Below are 16,621 nucleotides of genomic sequence, written 5' to 3'. Positions count from 1 at the left end.
GCGGTATTACGACGTCGCGGTTGGCTAACGATTTCGACTCGGCGCGGAGACCTACCGCGCCCCAACCGCGTGACCTGTGGAAATACCGCGCTGCGTGGGCGTTTCGCCGGGACGCGCTAGTTCAGCAAACGTCAGTCGCCGGCAGCGGCCAGTGCGCGCCGCACGTCGTCGTCGCGTTCTTCGATGGTGCGGCCGATGTCCTGCAGCAGCAGCGGCTTTCGCAGGACCAGCTGCTCCATGTGCTCGCGGTCGACCTGGAGTACGGTGACCTCGTCGACCGCGTACGCGCCGGAGGTCACCGGCTCGCGGGTCAGCGCCGTGGACCCGATGAAGTCGCCCGCGTCGACGGTGCGCACCGGCACCACGGCGCCGTCGACGCGCTTCGCGACCAGCCGCACCCGGCCGTTCACGATGAACGTCATGCGGGTGGGGATCTGGCCGGGCGACTGGATGGTCTCGTCGGCGCCGTAGCGGGTGAGGCGTGCGCCGGCGAGCAGGGTCTCGCGGTCGGAATCGTTGAGCCGCAACGTCGGAGCGACGATCCGCAGCGACCGCTCCACACGCTCCGGGGTGGCGAAGTCGTCCTCCACGCCGCCGAGGCGCAGCCCGGACCGGCGTGCGGCGTACCAGATCCAGCGCAGGAAGGTCGTCTTGGCGAGCGCGGCGTCCGCCGGGCTGCGCAACGGGATCGACGTCTGATACTCACCGGCGCCCGCCACCGCGCTCGTCGGCACCGCACCGGGGCGCAGCTGGGGGAGGTCGGCGGCGACCCGCTCCAGCAGCCGGCAGACGTCGTCGGGCGGGTCGGTCTCCCCGAACTCCGTGGTCACCGACAGCGTGTGCTCGCCCGTGGGGCGACTCAGGTTGGTGAACGATGCGGCGGCCAACACCGAGTTGGGCATGATCTGCAGGCCGCTGCCGGTGTCGATGTGCGTTGCGCGCCAATTGACTTCGACGACGCGGCCGCGCGCCGAGGGCGTATCGACCCAGTCGCCGATGCGGAACGGCTGTTCGAAGAGCAGCAGCAGACCGGAGATGATCTGGCCGACGGAGTTCTGGAGGGTCAGACCGAGCACGATCGACGTGATGCCCAGCGCGGTGAAGAGGCCGCCGACGTTGGCGCCCCAGATGTAGGAGAAGATGATCGCCAGGCCGACGGCGATGACGACGAAGCGCGCGACGTCGAGGAAGATCGACGGAAGTCGGTTGCGCCAACTGCCTTCCGGTGCACCCTGGAAGAACGTCGCGTTGAGTCCCGACAGCACGAGCACCAGGACCACGAAGCCCAGCACGGTCGACACGATGCGCACGGGCGTGGCCTGGGCGGGCACCTCGGTGGCCTTGACGAGCAGCAGGAGCAGGGCCGCCAGCGGCAGCACGTAGTTGCGGATCATCCCGACCGGGCGCGCCAGACCGCTGCTGCGCCGGGTCAGCGCGACACGGAGTTCGGTGAGGGCGACGAGACAGATCGGCAGGCCGATCGCGACGCCGACCGCCCAGTAGAACCACGACGAGTCGACCACCGGGGTCACGATTGACGCTCCACCAGACGCCAGACGGTCTTCGCCTCGCCGTCGACGATCACCTCGCCCGCGGCGGTGAACTGCCGGGTGTCGTGCATGGCGTCGTACACGTCGGCGGTGACGTAGACCCCGGGTTGGGGCGAGCCGCTCTGTACCTGATAGGCCAAGTCGACTGCGCCGCCCCACATGTCGTAGACCAGACTGGCCTTGCCGACGAGCCCGCTGCTGACCCGCCCGGTGTCGATGCCGGCACGCAGTCGCAGGGAGTGCTCGCCCTCGCCGTTGAACCGGTCGACGATGCGATGCATCTCCAAGGCGAAGTCGACGGTCCGCCGGACGTTGTCGATGCGCGGCACGTTCAGGCCGCAGCTGGCCAGGTACCCGTTGTGCAGGGTGCGCACCCGTTCGATGCCGAGGCTCTCCGCGGCCGAATCGAATTGGCGCACCAGCTTGTTCACGATCGCCAGCGACTCATCCGACGTCAGGTTCCGCGACAGCTCGTCGAGTCCGACGACGTCGGCGAAGATGACGGTCACGTCCTGGTGGTCCTGGGCGATGTTCTCCTCGCCGTCGCGGTAGCGCGCGACGACCTGTTCGGGCATGAGCGACAACATGATGCGGTCGTTCTCGCGGCGCTGCTCGTTGAGGAGGTCCTCCTTGATGGCGAGGTTGCGGCTCATGTCGTTGAACGCCACGGTGAGATCGCCGAACTCGTCGCGCGACGTCACGGGAATGGTCGTGCCGTAGTCGCCCGAGCTGATCTGCTGAGCGCCGCTCTCGAGCCGGCGGATCGGGCGGACGAAGAGGCGGGCGAGCAGCATCGCCGCGATGCACACCACGAAGATGATGCCCACGGTGGAGAGCACCAGCCGCCGGGTGAACGCCGACACCGGAGCGAACGCCTCCGACGTGTCGATCTTGGCGACGATTCCCCACCGCAGTCCCGGCAGTTCGGCTGGGGCATAGGCCTGTAGCGTCTCGTGGCCGAGGTAGTCGTTGGCGATCAGCGTTCCGCGCTGCCCCTGCTCGGCACGCTTGGTCGCGTCGTTGGCGACGGGTTGCACCAGCGTCGTGCCGTGCTGGCGGATGGCATCCTGGGCGACGTCCGGCGGGGTGCCCGCGGCGACCGCATCGCGCACGTAGGCCTTCGGATCCTCGGTGAAGAGCCGGGAGTTGGAGCGCATCAGGTCATCCGGCCCGACGAGGTACGTCTCGCCGGTCCGGCCCATGCCGAACTCCTCCCAGCGCCCGTTCATCGTCATCAGCGCGTTGATCTTCGAGATCGGAAACTGCAGTGCGAGAACACCTTCGACGTGGTCCTGCGGCCCGACGGGCGCGACGAACCAGGCCGTCGGCTCGTCGGCGGGCTGATAGTCGCCGAAGTCCGTCAGCCCGACGTAGTCGACGTCGTTGGAGTCGAGGGCCTTCTGGTAGGCGCCGCCGAGGTCGCTGCCCCGGTAGGGTCCGGTCACGACGTTGGTGCCGAGGTCGACACCCCTGTAGGCGGAGTAGACGACGTTGCCCCTGGTGTCGATGAGCAGCGCATCCTCGAAACTGAACCGGGTCACGATTTCGCGGAAGAAGTCGTTGAAGCGGGCGTTGGTGGCCGACCACAGGCTGCCGTCGTGGGCGTCGTCGAAGGCGATGGCCGCCGCCCAATCCGCTTCGGGCTTGCCGTAGTTGCCGAAGGGTGCCGTGTAGTGGGCCTGCAGGTAGCGCGCCGCGGGCGAGGTGGGTAGCAGCGCGCCGACGTCGACGTCCGCTCCGGTCTGCGCCTTCTCGTCGACGGCGAATCGCTTGGTGTAGTAGTCGACGAGCGCGTTCTGCTCGGCCGCGTCGATCGACGCATCCCCGAGTTGGTCGAAGCCCGCGGTGAAGCCCTCGATGGCCTGCGTCGCCGTCGACCCGTGGGAGTACACCACCAGCGAATTCTTCAGATCGGCGATGCCCACCTGCAGCTGGCGGCTCTGCGACTGCCGGATCTCGGTCAACCGGTCGAACACCGAGGCGCGCAACGACGTACGCCCGGACTGGTACCCGATCGCGCCGACGACCGCCGCCGACAGGATGCTGGTGAGCAGCAACATGACCAGCAGCTTGGACTGGATGCTGACCCGCGACAGCGGCCGACGTCGACGCCGCTCGACCGGTGCGGCCGATGGCGCTGGTGCGGCCGGTGCCGGCGGGCCGACCGGTGCTGCCGGGGCGGCCTTCTGCGATGTCGTCGTCATGGGATGGACAGATTAGCTCGCAAACCGTCCTGAGCGGCCCGGTCGGAGAAATGTCGGCGCACTCGACACGCGCTCCACCGTCGGGCACGGTGGGGTGATGGCCGATGCCCACGATCTGCAGAGGTTCGTCGACGCGCAGGACCGCGGCGGGACCTATGACGCCGCCGTGGCCGAGTTGCGCTCCGGACGCAAACGCTCCCACTGGATGTGGTTCGTCTTCCCGCAGCTTCGCGGTCTGGGTCGAACCGAGACGGCCACCTATTACGGCATCGGATCGCGCGACGAGGCGGTGGCCTACCTCGCGCACGACGTGCTCGGACCGCGACTGCGTCGCTGCGCTCAGTTGGTGGCATCGTCGGGCGCCCCGACGGCCGAGCAGCTGATGGGCCACGTCGACGGGCTGAAGCTCAGGTCGTCGATGACGCTGTTCGCCGAAGCGGCCGGGGACGTCGGGGATGCCGGTGACTTCGTCGCGGTGCTCGAGAAGTACTACGGCGGCGAACCGGACCCCATGACGCTGAGGCTCCTCGGGTCCGGCTAGATCGCGACGATGGCCCAGCCGTGGGGTTCGACGTCGAGGCGGTCGATGCCGCGTTCGGCGGGGGCGCCCGACCCCGCGACGATCGTGCCGGCGTCGATGCCCAACTCGGCCAACGACATTCGCAGGGGCGCGTCGTCGACGTTGAGCGCCACCAGGAGCGCCCCCTGCTCCGAGCCGACCCGGTAGACGTACTGGCGGTTGTCCAGATGCAGTGCCGAGGTCGTGGCGGTGTGCAGCCAGGGGTGGCGTCGCCGCAGCCCGATCAGGTGCTGATGCAGCCGGAAGGCGTCGTGGCCGAGGTGCTCGGCTTCGGTGGGTGCGACGGGGAATTCGGGGCGCACGGCATCGTCGCCGCCGACGCGTTCCTCCTTGACGCCGCGGTAGGCCCATTCGTCGCCGGCGTACACGCTGGGCGTCCCGCCGATCGTGAGCACGAGCGCCAGCGCATGCCCGACGTGGCGCTCGTCGTCCAACCGACTCGCGATGCGCGTGACGTCGTGGTTGCCCACGAAGGTCATCGGGACGAACGCGTCGAGGAATTCGCCGTGCCGCGACAGCGCATGGTCGAGCTCGTGGAAGTTGCCGTCGTTGAGGCTGCTCCAGATCGCCTTCCACAGCTCGTACTGGGTCACCGAGTCGACCGTCGACGCCGCCACGGTCGCGACGTAGTCGCCGTGGATGACCTCGCCGACGAACCATGCGTCGGGAAATTCGTGGCGCACCCGGGGGAGCACCTCCGCCCAGAAGCGGTCCGGCACCGCGTAGGCGGCGTCGAGGCGCCATCCGTCGGCGCCGCGGCGCAGCCAGTGCAGCATGACGTCGACGACGTAGTCGACGACGGCGGGGTGGCGATGGTTAAGCGCGATGAGCCCGTCGTGGCCCTCGAAGGTGGCAAACCCGTTGCGGCCCTTGCGGAACCAGCTGTCGTCGCCACCGGCGAGCGCCTCCCGGTAGCGGCCGAACTCCGTGCCGACGTGGTTGAAGACCCCGTCGAGCAGGACCCGCAGACCGCGCGACCGCGCTTCGGCGATCAGGTGGTCGAAGTCGGCGTCGTCACCGAGGCGCGGATCGATGGCGTAGTGGTCGACGGTGTCGTAGCCGTGGGTCTGGGACGCGAACAGCGGACCGACCGCGATCCCCGAGGCGCCGAGTTCGAGGGCGTGGTCGAACCAGGCCGCGATCCTGCGTAGCCGGTGCTCGTCGGGCGACGGTGGGGGGTCGGCGGGGAAGGCACCGACGAAGCCGAGGGGGTAGAGCTGCCACCAGATCGCGTGCTCGACCCACGCCGGATCGCTCATGGGCGGAACGCCGCTTCGTAGAGTGCCATCATCTCGTCGGCCAGTTCCGGGGCGGGCCCGTCGACCGGGGTAGCCGGGGCGATCGTCGAGACCGCAAGGGGCGCAACGGGAGTGGGGACGGAGCCCCACGTCTGCAGCCACGCGACGAGCTGAGCGCTGGACGCCGCGTAGACGATGCGGCCAAGTCCCACCCAGGCGTGCGCGGCCGCGCACATCGGGCAGTGCTCACCGGAGGTGTAGACCGTGGCGCGGGAGCGCTGGTCGGGGGTCAGGTGCGCGGCGGACCAGCGGGCGATCTCGAACTCCGGGTGGCGGGTCGCGTCGCCGTCCCCGATCCGGTTGCGGTCCTCGATGCGGACGACCCCGTCGGCATCGACGAGCAGCGACCCGAAGGGCTCGTCGCCGGCCTGGTGCGCCTGCCTGGCCAGCTCCACGCACCGGTGGAGGTGACCGAGGTCGTCATCGCTGATCGCCACAGCCGGAGTGTACGCAGGCGCACGACGCCAGGATGGGCACGTCCGCCCGCGCGCTCGCCGACGCGAGTTGCGCCGCGACCCCGGCGGCCTCGTCCGTGCGGCCCAGCCGCGTCAGGCAGTCGTGGTACCCGCGCAGGCTCCACACGTTCCCGGGGTGTTGGCAGCAGCGTGCGAGCGTCGGGTCCAGACCGAGATCCGCGGCGTACACGGTGGCGGCCTCGGCGACGTGTCCCTGTTCGAGCAGCAGGGCGCCGTAGGCGTGCCGCGCCGGCTGCATCCAGCCCCACGGCTCGTCGTACGGCAGCGCGTCGTCCAGCGCGACGGCACGTCGCAGATGTTCGAACGCCTCGTCGAAATGGCCCTGGCGGTAGGCGATCTCGCCGTCCAGCATGGCCGCGGCGACGGCGAGGATGTCACGCGCGGTGTTGTTGAACAGGTAGCGGCTGTCCGGGATCGCGGCGTAGGCGGCGGCGAACGCCTCCCGTTCGGCGAGGGCCTCGGGCACGCGGCCGGTGACCGCGTACCCGATGCCGCGACCGTAGTGGACGGTCGCGGCGGTGGTGCAGTACAGCCCGGCGTCGGCGGGAACGGGTTCGGCGATCACGTCGTCCCAGCGGCCGAACCGGATCAGCACGTGCACCCGCAGCGGGACGAACGCCTCCAGCCAGTCGGCCATGGGCGGCGACGCGATGGACAGCAGTTCCGGGGTCAGCTGCCCGGCCAGCTCGTCGGCCGCCCGGAGCGCCGTCGCGAACTGACCGTCGAACATCGCCGAGTACACGACGAAGTGGAGATCGTGGGCGCGGTACAGCGAGTAGAAGTTGAGCGGTCCGGCATGGTCGACGAAGCGGCGATCCGCTTGCACGGCAGCGGTATTCGCGACGATGGAGCTGCCGTAGTCACCGCACAGCACGTCGATGTGGCTCGGCATGTGCTGCAGGTGCCCGGCGTCGGGGACCAGCCCGCGCAACAGGTCGGCTGCGGGCAGCGCGGCTTCGGGGCGCGTCGACATCTCCATGGCGTGCAGGTACAGGTGCAGGACGCCGGGGTGGCGACGACCCGCCTCCGTCGTCAGGGCCCGCTCGAGGAGCGCGGTGGCCTGCAGCACGCGCGACCCGGGTGCCGGCTCACCGGTCCTGGTGTCCCACAGCGCCCACGCCGAGACGTTCAGCAGCGCGTCCGCCGCCAGGGCCACGACGTCGACGTCGTCCGGGTAGGCCTGCGCCAGCGCGGCCATGGCGTCGGCGTAGGCGGCGTGGCCCGCGGTCAAGGCGTCGACGTCGTCGGGATCGTCGGTGGGGAAGCGCGCGACGAGCGCCTCGACGAGGCCGCGCTCGACCGCGCTGGCGCGGCCGTGGCGGGCGCGCTCGAGTTCGCGTCGCGCGGTGGCCAGCGACACGGCCAGGTCGGTCGGATCGAAGGCCTCCCAGGCCTTGTTGTAGTTCGGCCCGATGGCGTAGGCGATGCCCCAGCGGGCCAGGGCGAAGTCGGGATCGAGGTCGAGCGCCCGCTCGAAGCAGCGGATCGACTCCTCGTGGTTGAACGCATAGGCCCAGACCAAGCCGCGGTCGAACCACAGCTGGGCCTGGGCCGAGGGCGTGTCAGTCGACCGGTGATGGGATCCGAGGTCGTAGTACGGATCCGTGGCGCTCGGCCCCGACGCGGTAGCGGTCATGGCTGGCACGATAATTCGTCCACGCCTTCGGGGCGAGCACTGCGATCACCGCGAGCGTCAATCCGGTGGCGCCCCAAATGGCCAGGGTGACAACCGGTGTCAGGGCCCCGTGGCCACCGAAGTAGGAGATGCTGCGCAGCAGTGCCACACCGGAGCCCTGCGGCACGATGCCGTTGAAGGTCCGGTAGAAACCGGTCAGCAGGGGCAGGCCGACGGGGCCGGCGGCCGCAGCGTTGCCGACGATGATCAGGAACAGCGTCACCAACCCCGACGCGATGGGCCCGAACGCCGCGGCGACACCGGTGACGGCGCCCGCGACGCCGAGGGCGTAGAGCCACAGCGCGCCGAACACCTGCCAGGTGTGACCGGTCAGCGCCCCGAGGATGGCGTCGACGTAGATCGTGACGCCGCCGGCCAGCAGGGCGGAGTACGCGGCCAGGCTCAGGGTGCGCAGCGCCAGCGTCGACAACCGGCGCACGCTGCCCATCATGAAGCCGAACACCGAGGCGCCCAGCGTGGCGCCGATCGACAGGAAGATCACGGCGTAGAACTCGACGGTGCCCTGCGGATCGGCGGCGGTCGTGGGCGCCACGTCCTGGACGACCGGCGTCAGGCCCGCCTTGGCGGCGACCGCACGGCCGACGCTCTCGGCGGCGTTGGCGACGCTGCGGCCACCGCCCCCGGCGACGTAGATCGCGAGCTGCCCCGGCTGGCCGACGACGAAGCCGGCGTCGGCCGAGCGGTCGTACACCCGGTCCCGCGCGGCGGCGGCGTCGGCGACCTCGGTCACCGACAGCTGGGACTGACCGCGCATGCCCTCGACGAGCTGCGGCGGTCCGGCGACCGCGACGTCGAGGTGGTGCAGCGTGGGCTTGGCGAACGCGCCGCTGTAGCTGGCGATCATGGCGACGACGAACACGGTCAGGGCCGCCATGGTCAGCACCATCTTGTGGACGTCGCCGCGCGACACCCGTCGATTGGCGAGGTCGCCGACGTGCGGCAGGTGGTGTTCGTGGGGGACTTCGTGCTTACCCATGGTGGTGCCTTTCTTGACGGGTCGTGGTCAGGCCGAGCAGCGCGTCGACGGTGTCCAGGGCGGCGGTCACCCGGCCGCGGAGGTCGGTGGCGTCGGGGTCCTCCATCCAGGACCGGAGCACCTCCTGGAAGCCGCCGACGAGGAAGCGGCTGACGGCCTCGGGCGCGATGTCGGCGATGGGGCCGACGACGGGCATGCCGTGGGCGGCGATCTCGTCGCACGCGGGCCGCAGTTCGTCGCGGAAGGCGGTGACCACCCGCTGGGTGACGGCGCTCGGCACGACGTTGCGGTACATCTCGCGGTGCTCGGCGGCGAACGCGAACAGCGCGACGATCCGCGCCCTGGCGTCACCGCGAATGTCGGCGGCGGCGGCGGAGAAGGCCACGGCGAACGCCGTCGCGACCGCGTCGTCGCGATCGGTGAAGTGGCGGTAGAAGACCTGCCTGCTCACCCCGGCGCGAGCAACGAGGTCACCGACGGTGATCTCGTCGACGGGCCGCTCGTGTGCCAGCGCGAACGCCGCGTCGCGCAACAGGGTGCGGACGCGTTCGGCGCGGGGGTCCGCGCTGTGGGTGCGACTGGGCATGCACTGAGCGTAGATCACTTCGTGGACAACTGACTACGAAAAGGTAGGTTAACTAAGACACTGATCGGCGCAGGTGTGACGCGGAACTCGCGGGCGTACTACCGTGACGGCCATGATCCGATGCGTCCGGCTGTGGACCGGACAGGAGGGCTCCTCACACGTCGAGATCGGCCGGCTGGACATGAGCAGCGGCCGCAACGACGACCTGGTGTCCGGCGCGATGTCGGCCACCCACGTGACGGTCGAGGAGACCGCGGGCGGCGGCTCGCTGGCGTGGCATACGGCGCCGGTCCGTCAACTCGTGGTGACGCTGGCGGGCACGCTGGTGTTCACCACGCGCGACGGGGAGGAATTCACGCTGCACCCCGGGGACGTGTTGCTCGCCGAGGACACCGAGGGCTCCGGCCATCAGTGGCGGCTCGAGGGCTCCGACCCGTGGCGGCGGATGTACGTCGTGCTCGCCCCCGCCACCACCGTCCCCTTCATCCGCGACTGACGTCCCCCGGCGAGCAGACGTGAATGGCCCTCAATGGGGGCAATTCAGGGCCTTTTCCGTCTGCTCGCGGGGAGAACCTAGTGGCCCGCCACGACGCCCAATTAGTGGCCCGCCACGATGTCGGACTCGTCCACGACGACCGGTTCCTTGGCGCCCGGCAGGAACGAATACAGCACGCACACCACGCCGAAGAACAAATAGCCCAGGGCGACACCGGGATTCGCGGCCCACTGCACCTGCGGCGCATGGATCAGGCCGATGAACGCCAGCACCGCACCGACCGCCGACGCGATGGCGGCGTACATGAACTGCTTCTCCAGCACGAAGGTGACCATGGTGCCGAGGATCAACCCGACGAGCACCGCGCCCTCGCCGAGGGTCTGCAGGCCGTGGTACACCACGCCCGCCCCGTTGAGCGCATCCATGCCGACCTTGGTGGCCGACGTGCCCGCGGCGTTGAGCGCGTTGTCGATCAGCCCGCTGGCCCACTGCGCGAGGTTCGGCAGGATGGCCGCCACCACGGCGACGGCGTGCAGGCGCGGGACGGCCTGGAACGCCTGGGCGCCGATCAGCAGGCCGATGTACAGCAGGATGGGCACGATCGCGGGTACCGGCAGCAGCGCGTCGAGCACGCCGAAAAGCCCGAGGAAGCACAAGATTCCGATGACGACGCCGCTGGCGAGTGAGTAGCTGGCCCGTCCGCCCGCGTCCTTCCATCCGGGGTGGCCGATGTACACCGCCGGGGGAAACGGCGACCCGAAGGCCGAACCGATGCAGGCGCCCGCGCCATCGGCGAGCAGCACGCTGCGCAGGTTGTAGTCGTCACCGGCGGCCGCGGCGCTCTCCACGTTGCTCATGGCCTCGGTGAAGTTGTAGACGCCCAGCGGGATCGCAGTGCCCAGCAGGGGAGCCAGGTGCGACAACCCGGAGAGCAGCATCCCGACGCGCAGGTCGGGCACGCCAATGGCGATGTCGGAGAACGCCTTTCCCACGTCGGGGGCGGACATGTACCCGCCGATCCAGCCGATCGCGGTGCCGATCAGCAGTGCGGCCAGCCCGACCGGAATGCCGAACGGCAGACGCACGTCGGTGAAGAAGCCGATCAGGATGATCGCCAGCACGGGCAGGCCGATCCACGCGGCCTCCCACATCTGGGCGGCCGGGCGCATCGAGATGAACGTCAGCGAGATGCCGGCGAGCGTGCCGAGCATCGCGGCCCGCGGCGTGAGCTTGCGAACGTAGGGCCCGACGAACGCGCCGATCATCACGATGACGCCGATCATGAACGCCCACGCCAACCCGGCCTGCCAGGCCTGCATGGCGTCCTTCGTGTTCAGGTACACCGGCAGCATCACCACGAACACGACGATGAACATGTGCGGCATGCTTGGTCCGTACGGCAGGGCCGTGACGTCGCTGCGATCGTCACGGCGCGCGAGGCGCCGGGCCAGGAACGTGTAGTAGACGTTGCCGAGGACGAGCGCCACGCCGAGGGCGGGCAGCACGGTGCCGAGCACGTCGGTCGCAGGCACCTTGACGACGCCGATCATCAAGCCCGTCAGGGTCAGGACGTTGACGAGGATGTTGAACCCGAGGCCGAAGAACGCGTTGGTGTCACCACGCGTCCACCAGGGGATCGAGCCGGAGGGCTTGGCCCGGGGTGGATCGGACGGCGTCTCGGTGACGTCGGTCGACATGGCGATCTCCTCTACACCTGGGACAGGGGCGTGCCGAGAGCCGCGAGGGCGGGGATCACGGCGGCGCTGTCGGCGACCCAGCCGAAGATGCCGCCCTGGGCCTTGATCATCTCCAGGCCGATCCGCTGGAAGTCCGGGAAATAAGAACCGACGCAATCGGATACGACGAGGCACTCATAACCGCGGTCGTTGGCCTCCCGCGTCGTGGTGTGGACGCACACCTCGGTGGTGACGCCGGTGACGAGCAGCTGGGTGATGCCCGCCCCGGTGAGGACGTCCTGCAGTTCGGTCGCGTAGAAGGCGCCCTTGCCGGGCTTGTCGATCACCACTTCGCCGGGCGCAGGCGCGAGTTCGTCGACGATGTCGTGGCCGTACTCGCCGCGGATGAGGATGCGGCCGTACTTGCCGGGGTCGCCGATCCGCTGTGACGGTGCGCCGCGGTTCAGCTTCGCCGGTGGGCAGTCCGACAGGTCGGGCCGATGCCCCTCCCTGGTGTGGATCACCATGATTCCGGCGTCGCGCGCGGCGGCGATCAGTGCCGCGAGCGGCGGTACGACCTTCAGCAGTTGGTCGACGTCGTTGCCGAGGCTCTCGCCGAATCCGCCGGGCAGGATGAAGTCGCGCTGCATGTCGATGACGATGAGGGCGGTCTTGCCGGGGACGAGCCGAAACGGGGTCGGCTCCGCGGGTACCTCGTGCGATGTGGTCATGCCTTCTCCAGGGATGCGGTGGCGACGAGCGGCGCGGCGGCGTCGCTGACCCGGGTGCGGGGTTCGTCGAGGATCGTGGCGGCCAGTTCGAGCACCGTGTCGTCGGTCAGCGCGGGGCCGAGAAGCATTGCGCTGCAGGGCCTTCCGTCAGAGGTGGTGCCGAGCGGCACTGCGACGCCGAGCAGGTCGAGGAGGTTGCCGAAGTGGGTGTAGTGGCCGAGGACCGTATTGCACTCGATGGGCTTGGCCAGTACCTCGTCGACGGTGAACGTGGTGCCGATCGTCGGGACGACGAGTACGTCCACGTCGGCCCACAGCCGGCCGACCTCGGCCTTCAGCTCCTGCAGGCGCTGCAGCGCGGCGAACGCGTCGACGGCGGTGTAGCGCTGCCCGCTGCGCAGGATCTCCCGGACCACCGGGTGGATCGAATCGGGTCGAGCGGCAAGGAAGTCGCCGAACTCGACCAGTCGTTCGGCGACCCACGGCCCCTGGTACAGCAGCGCCCCGGCGGCCAGGAACGGCGCGAGGGACACCTCGGTGACGTCGCCGTACCCGGCGAGCCGCTCGCGAAAGTTCAGGTGGGCCAGGCGCATCGCGTCGTCGCCGAAGAAGTCGAGGTCGCCGACCGGCGGCAGGCCGACCCGGATGGGGCCGCCGCGGTGGCGGGGACCGCGGTCGCGTGACCAGGGGTCGCCGTCGTCGCGGCCGATCATGACGTCCATGACGCGATCGACGTCGTCGATCGACCCCGCCATGACGCTGAGGCAGTCCAGCGACTTGCAGGCGGGCACCAACCCCACGGTGCTGATGAGTCCGCGCGACGGTTTGTAGCCGATGACGCCGTTGAGCGCGGCGGGCACGCGGCCGGACCCCGCCGTGTCGGTGGCGACGGCGAACGGGACCTGCCCCAGCGCGACGGCGAGGGCCGACCCGGAACTCGAACCGCCCGAGATCATGTCGCCGCCGTAGACGCTGCGCGGCACGGTGTACGGCGTCCTGGTGCCGTTCAGGCCGGTGGCGAACTGGTCGAGGTTGGTCTTGCCGACGTAGAGCGCACCCGCGTCGAGCAGTCGCCGGACGGCGGGGGCGGTCGCGGTGGCGACATAGGAGTAGTCCGGACAGGACAGTGTGGTCGGCACGCCCTCGACGTCGATGCTGTCCTTGACGCCGAAGGGCACGCCGTAGAGCGGCAGGGTCCGAGCGCCCGGCCGCTGCTCGATCGCGGCCGCCGCGGCGAGCAGGTCCTCGCGCGGCACCGTCGACAGCCAGGTGCCGTCGTCCCCGCGGGCCGCGATGGCGTCGGCGACCCTGGTCGCGGTCTTGGTGGGGGAACCCGTGCCGCCGGCGTGCGAGGCCAGCACCTCGGAGACTGAAGGTCCGATGGACGGTCCCTGTGCGTCACGAGCCATGAGAATCGATTGTCGCCACGATGATGGCGATCGCAGTACGGCCGTGTATCGATCGTGTTAGCCGCTCGTGGCGGGGGAGCTACGCGGGGGTCGTCAGCCACCGCTCGAGCCAGCCGTGGAGCCGACGCACGTCTCCCGAGGGACCGGCCGCGGCGAGGTAGCCGTCGGGGCGGACCAGGAGCCAGCCCGGTGGTGCGGCGACGGCCGCGGGGAGGTCGACGGTCCGCACCCCGACGACGTCGGCCCAGGGTCCGACGGCGTTCGCGATCCGTCGGGCCTCGTCGGGGGTCGGGCCCGAGACGAGGAGCGTGGGCGCCGCGGTGTCGAGGAGGTCGTAGAGCCTGCCGCCGCCGGCGAGCTCGGCGTCGGGCACGCGATCACCGGCCCGCAGCCCGCCGAGTCGGCCGCCGCCGCTGGCCAGGGGAGCGCGGCGGTAGGACGCCGACAGCTGGCCCAGCCGCGGTGCCGCCTTGCCCTGCACTCGGGCGCTGGCGAGCACGAGGGGCGCCACCCGGGTCAGCACCGCGTGGGCCAGGAGATTGGTCGAGTTGAAGACCCTGGTGGCCCGTTCGGTCATCGCGACCAGCTGCCGGATCACCGGAAGCCGATCGGACTCATAGGTGTCGAGCAGCTCGGGTCTGGCGGTGCCGCGCAGGACCATCGCGAGCTTCCACGACAGGTTGACCATGTCCTGGATGCCGGCGTTCATGCCCTGTCCGCCCGCCGGGCTGTGCACGTGGGCCGAGTCCCCACCGAAGAACACCCGGCCGTGGCGCAGCGTCTCCAGGTGGCGACTGTTGATGCGGAAGCGCGAACTCCAATCGAGCTCGCACAGCCGGACCGGTCTGCCCACCGCGCGGTCGAAGAGCGCCTGGACGTCGTCGAGCGTGGGCTCGTCGCGGTCCCCGGTGAGGCCGTCCGGGTCGGTCGCCATGAGCCGGAATCGCTTGTCGCCCAACGGAAACACCGCCAGGAAGCCGCGGGTCGCCAGGAAGATCGACAGCTGGTCCTCGGCGAGGTCGCCGTGGAGCCGAACGTCGCCGAGCACGTACTGCTGCGGCAGCGACCGACCGGTGAAGGGCAGGCCCAGGTGCTTGCGGATGGGGCTGTGCGAGCCGTCGGCGGCGATGACGTAGGACGCGTCGACGGTCTCGGTGGCGCCGTCGCGGGCGGTCAGGACGACGGCGACGGAGTCGCAGCGCTCGGTGAGCGTGGTGAATCGGATGCCGCGCTCGACCTTGACGCCCTGGCGACCGAGCTGCTCGGCGAGTACGCGTTCGGTCTCGGATTGAGCCAGCAGTAGGATGTAGTCGAATTGGCTTGGCATGCCGGTGAATTCGATGCTCGCGAGGCGGTGGCCCGCCGCGTGCAGGGCCGTGCGGCTGGCCCGGTTCCCCAGCGCGACCAGTTCGTCGCCGACGCCACGGGGCCTGAGCAGTTCGAGGGTGCGGGCCTGCACGCCCAGCGCGCGCGACGTGGTCGACGGCTCGAGGGCCGCGTCGACGATGCGCACCGCGATGCCCAGTCGGGACAGTTCGAGCGCCGCGGTCAGGCCCGTGGGCCCGGCGCCGACGACGAGAACGGGGAGGTCGTCCCGGGCGTACTCCATGGCGGCTCCTCTGATCGGCTATGTCAACACTTGGTGACTTACACCGTAGGCGGCCCGCCTCCCGGCTGTCAACGGTTGGTGACATAGGCTCGGGTCATGCCGACGACCCGGGCCCGCAATGCGCGCGAGACGCGTGCCGACATCCTGGCCGCGGCCAGGACCCGCTTCGGCGCCGACGGCTTCGAGCGCACGACGCTGCGCGCGGTCGCCGCGGACGTGGGCGTCGACCCGGCTCTGGTCATCCGCTACTTCGGCAGCAAACAGGACCTGTTCGCCGCCGCCGCCGAGTTCACCCTCGACCTCCCGGAGCTCGCCGGCGTCGCCCCCGCCGACCTGGCTGCCGTGCTGCTGCCGAGGTTCTTCGCGGTGTGGGAGGGCGACACGACGTTCGTCGCACTCCTGCGGGCGGCCATGACGAGCGCCACCGCCGCAGAGACCATGCGCCAGGTGTTCGCGACGCAGGTCGCGCCGGTGCTGTTCGCCGTGACGCCCGATCACGCCATGCAGCGCGCCGGCCTGATGGGCTCGTTCATCATCGGTCTCGCCACCACCCGCTACGTCCTGCGCAACCCGGCCGTCGCCGATCTCAGCTACGACGAGCTGGTCCGCTGGGCGGGCCCGGTCATTCAGCAGTTGCTGGTCGGACCCGCGCCGACGGCCTAGCGGCAACTCGACACCGACGGTAGAACGTGTTCTAGTGCAAGGGTGCTCGACTTTCCCGTGGAAGACCTCAGCGCCGAGGACGTCGCACGGCTGCGCGGCATCTACGAACCGCTGACGCGGTCGGTCCGCGAACTGATCGACGCCACCATCCGGACCGAGGCGGGCGAGGACGCCGTCGCCGCCGCGCGACGCGAGATCGAGGCCGCCACCGCGCGACTGCGCAGCCGCCAGCTCGACGGCGCCTTCGGCGTCCGCCACGGCAGCGAGGGCGACGCCATGCCGTGGGGCAACGTCGTGATCGGCGTCCGCAACCCGGTGGCGCCCCCGCTGACCTTCACGAAGACCCCGGATGGGTTGGTGCGTGCGGACTTTCACCTCGGCGCGGCCTATGAGGGGCCACCCGGGCACGTCCACGGGGGCGTCGCAGCCCTCATCCTGGACCACGCGCTCGGCGAGGTGGCCAGCAGTTCGGCCAGTCCCCGACTCACCGGCACCATCACGCTGCGGTACCGGCGCATCACGCCGCTGGGCGCCCTGCACGTCGAGGCCTCGATGGTCCGCACCGAGGGCGTCAAGGCATACGCCGCCGGACACCTGGCCGACGCCGAGGGCGTCACCGTCGAGGCCGAGGGCGTCTTCATCCAACCGCGGTGGGCGCGCGACTGACGTCG

15 protein-coding genes are annotated in these 16,621 nt (G+C 70.3%); 4 read left to right on the top strand and 11 right to left on the bottom strand.

Features of this window, described 5'->3' with window-relative positions; genetic code table 11:
* Positions 1 to 131: 131 nt before the first annotated feature.
* Positions 132 to 1,532: a mechanosensitive ion channel domain-containing protein gene (locus G6N60_RS14830; RefSeq protein ID WP_163738533.1), complete on the bottom strand. Its 1,401-nt coding sequence runs from the start codon at positions 1,530 to 1,532 to the stop codon at positions 132 to 134.
* Complete coding sequence (locus G6N60_RS14825; protein ID WP_179969697.1) at positions 1,529 to 3,754, bottom strand: adenylate/guanylate cyclase domain-containing protein; 2,226 nt, start codon at positions 3,752 to 3,754, stop codon at positions 1,529 to 1,531. Before G6N60_RS14825 ends, G6N60_RS14830 begins: the two co-directional genes overlap by 4 nt.
* A 97-nt stretch (positions 3,755 to 3,851) precedes the next feature.
* On the opposite strand from G6N60_RS14825, the gene G6N60_RS14820 reads away from it, so the two are divergent.
* Entirely contained in the window at positions 3,852 to 4,295 is a 444-nt protein-coding gene (locus tag G6N60_RS14820) for a DUF1810 domain-containing protein (protein ID WP_163738530.1), read from the top strand.
* On the opposite strand, the gene G6N60_RS14815 is transcribed toward G6N60_RS14820, so the two are convergent.
* From G6N60_RS14815 to G6N60_RS14795, 5 genes are read right to left on the bottom strand one after another with little or no spacing between them, the layout of a single operon-like run.
* Positions 4,292 to 5,593: an alpha-amylase family protein gene (locus tag G6N60_RS14815; RefSeq protein ID WP_163738527.1), complete on the bottom strand. Its 1,302-nt coding sequence runs from the start codon at positions 5,591 to 5,593 to the stop codon at positions 4,292 to 4,294. The genes G6N60_RS14820 and G6N60_RS14815 overlap by 4 nt on opposite strands.
* A complete protein-coding gene (locus tag G6N60_RS14810; protein WP_163738523.1) occupies positions 5,590 to 6,069 on the bottom strand; it encodes a nucleoside deaminase in 480 nt (159 codons plus the stop codon). Before G6N60_RS14810 ends, G6N60_RS14815 begins: the two co-directional genes overlap by 4 nt.
* Positions 6,053 to 7,744, bottom strand: a complete 1,692-nt coding sequence (locus G6N60_RS14805) for a tetratricopeptide repeat protein (RefSeq protein WP_163738520.1) — start codon at positions 7,742 to 7,744, stop codon at positions 6,053 to 6,055. The genes G6N60_RS14810 and G6N60_RS14805 overlap by 17 nt, the downstream gene beginning before the upstream one ends.
* On the bottom strand, positions 7,671 to 8,780 hold the full coding sequence (locus G6N60_RS14800) for a DUF3533 domain-containing protein (protein WP_170312563.1): 1,110 nt from the start codon (positions 8,778 to 8,780) through the stop codon (positions 7,671 to 7,673). The genes G6N60_RS14805 and G6N60_RS14800 overlap by 74 nt, the downstream gene beginning before the upstream one ends.
* Complete coding sequence (locus G6N60_RS14795; RefSeq protein WP_163738518.1) at positions 8,773 to 9,366, bottom strand: TetR/AcrR family transcriptional regulator; 594 nt, start codon at positions 9,364 to 9,366, stop codon at positions 8,773 to 8,775. Before G6N60_RS14795 ends, G6N60_RS14800 begins: the two co-directional genes overlap by 8 nt.
* Positions 9,367 to 9,478: 112 nt before the next feature.
* Here G6N60_RS14795 and G6N60_RS14790 point away from each other — a divergent pair, with 112 nt between their 5' ends.
* On the top strand, positions 9,479 to 9,862 hold the full coding sequence (locus tag G6N60_RS14790) for a cupin domain-containing protein (protein ID WP_163738515.1): 384 nt from the start codon (positions 9,479 to 9,481) through the stop codon (positions 9,860 to 9,862).
* Between the two features lie 101 nt (positions 9,863 to 9,963).
* Here the strand turns inward: G6N60_RS14790 and G6N60_RS14785 are convergent, their stop codons facing one another.
* From G6N60_RS14785 to G6N60_RS14770, 4 genes are all read right to left on the bottom strand, one after another.
* The gene (locus G6N60_RS14785) at positions 9,964 to 11,559 is read right to left on the bottom strand and encodes a SulP family inorganic anion transporter (RefSeq protein ID WP_163738512.1); all 1,596 of its coding nucleotides are present in this window, start codon (positions 11,557 to 11,559) and stop codon (positions 9,964 to 9,966) included.
* A gap of 11 nt (positions 11,560 to 11,570) precedes the next feature.
* Positions 11,571 to 12,269 (bottom strand): cysteine hydrolase family protein, encoded by a 699-nt coding sequence (locus tag G6N60_RS14780; RefSeq protein WP_163738509.1) that lies wholly within the window; start codon positions 12,267 to 12,269, stop codon positions 11,571 to 11,573.
* Complete coding sequence (locus G6N60_RS14775) at positions 12,266 to 13,678, bottom strand: allophanate hydrolase (RefSeq protein WP_163738506.1); 1,413 nt, start codon at positions 13,676 to 13,678, stop codon at positions 12,266 to 12,268. Before G6N60_RS14775 ends, G6N60_RS14780 begins: the two co-directional genes overlap by 4 nt.
* A 79-nt stretch (positions 13,679 to 13,757) precedes the next feature.
* Positions 13,758 to 15,287 carry an FAD-dependent monooxygenase gene (locus G6N60_RS14770; RefSeq protein WP_163738503.1) on the bottom strand — a complete coding sequence of 510 codons (1,530 nt, stop codon included), beginning with the start codon at positions 15,285 to 15,287 and terminating at the stop codon, positions 13,758 to 13,760.
* Positions 15,288 to 15,383: 96 nt separating this feature from the next.
* Here G6N60_RS14770 and G6N60_RS14765 point away from each other — a divergent pair, with 96 nt between their 5' ends.
* On the top strand, positions 15,384 to 15,950 hold the full coding sequence (locus G6N60_RS14765; RefSeq protein WP_163738501.1) for a TetR/AcrR family transcriptional regulator: 567 nt from the start codon (positions 15,384 to 15,386) through the stop codon (positions 15,948 to 15,950).
* 42 nt (positions 15,951 to 15,992) lie between these two features.
* On the top strand, positions 15,993 to 16,616 hold the full coding sequence (locus G6N60_RS14760) for a PaaI family thioesterase (RefSeq protein ID WP_163738498.1): 624 nt from the start codon (positions 15,993 to 15,995) through the stop codon (positions 16,614 to 16,616).
* The last annotated feature ends 5 nt before the right edge of the window (positions 16,617 to 16,621 follow it).

Origin of the sequence: Mycolicibacterium madagascariense, assembly GCF_010729665.1 — a bacterium.
GTDB lineage: Bacteria > Actinomycetota > Actinomycetes > Mycobacteriales > Mycobacteriaceae > Mycobacterium > Mycobacterium madagascariense.
Note: the sequence above shows the minus strand (reverse complement) of the source record. Positions and strands in the feature narration are given on the sequence as shown.

Bases quoted from the DNA above. Each gene is read 5' to 3' on its own strand.
- G6N60_RS14775 (WP_163738506.1), bottom strand. From the start codon at position 13,678: ATGGCTCGTGACGCACAGGGACCGTCCATCGGACCTTCAGTCTCCGAG.
- G6N60_RS14815 (WP_163738527.1), bottom strand. From the start codon at position 5,593: ATGAGCGATCCGGCGTGGGTCGAGCACGCGATCTGGTGGCAGCTCTAC.
- G6N60_RS14790 (WP_163738515.1), top strand. From the start codon at position 9,479: ATGATCCGATGCGTCCGGCTGTGGACCGGACAGGAGGGCTCCTCACAC.
- G6N60_RS14770 (WP_163738503.1), bottom strand. From the start codon at position 15,287: ATGGAGTACGCCCGGGACGACCTCCCCGTTCTCGTCGTCGGCGCCGGG.
- G6N60_RS14805 (WP_163738520.1), bottom strand. From the start codon at position 7,744: ATGACCGCTACCGCGTCGGGGCCGAGCGCCACGGATCCGTACTACGAC.
- G6N60_RS14780 (WP_163738509.1), bottom strand. From the start codon at position 12,269: ATGACCACATCGCACGAGGTACCCGCGGAGCCGACCCCGTTTCGGCTC.
- G6N60_RS14825 (WP_179969697.1), bottom strand. From the start codon at position 3,754: ATGACGACGACATCGCAGAAGGCCGCCCCGGCAGCACCGGTCGGCCCG.
- G6N60_RS14785 (WP_163738512.1), bottom strand. From the start codon at position 11,559: ATGTCGACCGACGTCACCGAGACGCCGTCCGATCCACCCCGGGCCAAG.
- G6N60_RS14800 (WP_170312563.1), bottom strand. From the start codon at position 8,780: ATGGGTAAGCACGAAGTCCCCCACGAACACCACCTGCCGCACGTCGGC.
- G6N60_RS14765 (WP_163738501.1), top strand. From the start codon at position 15,384: ATGCCGACGACCCGGGCCCGCAATGCGCGCGAGACGCGTGCCGACATC.
- G6N60_RS14820 (WP_163738530.1), top strand. From the start codon at position 3,852: ATGGCCGATGCCCACGATCTGCAGAGGTTCGTCGACGCGCAGGACCGC.
- G6N60_RS14795 (WP_163738518.1), bottom strand. From the start codon at position 9,366: ATGCCCAGTCGCACCCACAGCGCGGACCCCCGCGCCGAACGCGTCCGC.